Source organism: Peribacillus sp. P4_C12, assembly GCF_056402095.1.
In genome coordinates this window covers 1-1,365 of the sequence record NZ_JBFUIB010000789.1, presented here as the reverse complement: position 1 = coordinate 1,365, position 1,365 = coordinate 1, and the positions used below count along the sequence as shown (strand labels likewise).

General features: G+C 39.6%; 2 protein-coding genes. Both read right to left on the bottom strand.

Features of this window, described 5'->3' with window-relative positions:
- The coding region (locus AC1DUW_RS29010) for a MurR/RpiR family transcriptional regulator (protein WP_477644210.1) at window positions 1-807 on the bottom strand (807 nt) is incomplete at its 3' end.
- Window positions 808-819: 12 nt separating this feature from the next.
- Window positions 820-1,365: N-acetylmuramic acid 6-phosphate etherase (locus AC1DUW_RS29005; RefSeq protein WP_477644209.1), on the bottom strand; the 546-nt coding region annotated here is incomplete at its 5' end.

Sequence of the window (1,365 nt, the reverse complement as noted above, 5' to 3'; positions counted from 1 at the left end):
GTATTGGACAGTCTCTTCATACTGTTCTGATGCCATTCCTAAAAATAAAATATCAATCATATATAACTGTGCCAATCGGGAAGATGTTGCAGCACTTCGAAACGGCGCTTCATTTGAAAAGGATGTATAAAGTGAAGCGTCACACAAAGAAGATACCGTAGTTTGACCAAAATGAGTCAGTCCTATCGTTTTGACTCCTCGATCTTTAGCAAGCCTTAATATATTGACAACTTCAGGTGTTTCTCCTGAGAATGAAATAGCAAAAACGATGTCATTTTCATTTGCATTGGCAATCAGAGTTGCAACTAAATGCATATCAGTAAAAGCGGTTGCCCCTTTGTTGATGCGAAGCAGTTTTTGCTGAGCGTCTGCCGCAACTATATTTGAAGCACCCACTCCACAAAAGTGAACTGTTTTAGCGTTCAGCAGCAATTTAATGGCATTTTTGAGATTCTCGTGATCGATAATTTCAGAAGTGTCACGAATAATCTGAATCGTATTACTGGTTGTTTTTTCAACAATCCGATACAGTGATTCTGAAGGCTCAATATCTCGGTAACCCTGTTCAACAGACTTCATCAAATCACCAGCAATCCGCATTTTCAAATCTTGAAATCCTTTCAAACCGAGAGATTTGCACAACCTTATCACAGCAGCCCCGCTTGTTTGAGCAGAAGTGCTCAGCTCCTGTACAGTGCTATTTACTACCTCGTGAGGATTCTGTAGGATATATTCAGCTAGTTTTTGTTCTGATTGTGGAAGCTTGCTTAGCATCGTATGTATAATGGATAATCCTCCTGTAGCCATTGCTTTCTCTCCTTAATCCAGGCGTATCGAGATGGCTTTTCTGACATCTCCATCCGCTTGTTCTAGTAACTCCGTTGCTTGATCATAAGTTGTTGAAGTCTTTATCATTACAATTGCTGGTTTAACCTGATTATTCGCCTTTTCGAGCATTTTCATCGCAATTTCATATTCAACATCCGTGACAGTTTGTATAATGCTTATTGCACGATCCTTCAGTTTTTGATTGCTCACATTTACATCAACCATCAGATTTTCATATACTTTTCCCATTCTAATCATGGTAGCTGTTGAGATCATATTAAGTACCATTTTATGTGCAGTTGCCGCTTTCATTCTCGTAGACCCAGTTAATACTTCAGGTCCGACCTCAACTTCAATTCCAATATTAGCGACTTTCGTGATGATGGAGTTTTTATTGCACGATAAAGCCACCGTTTTTGCCCCTACCTTACTTGCATAATGTAAAGCACCTTTCACATAAGGAGTACGACCGCTAGCTGCAATGCCGATAACCGTATCTTTGGCTGTAAGATCCACGTTTTTTAAATCTCTTTCCCC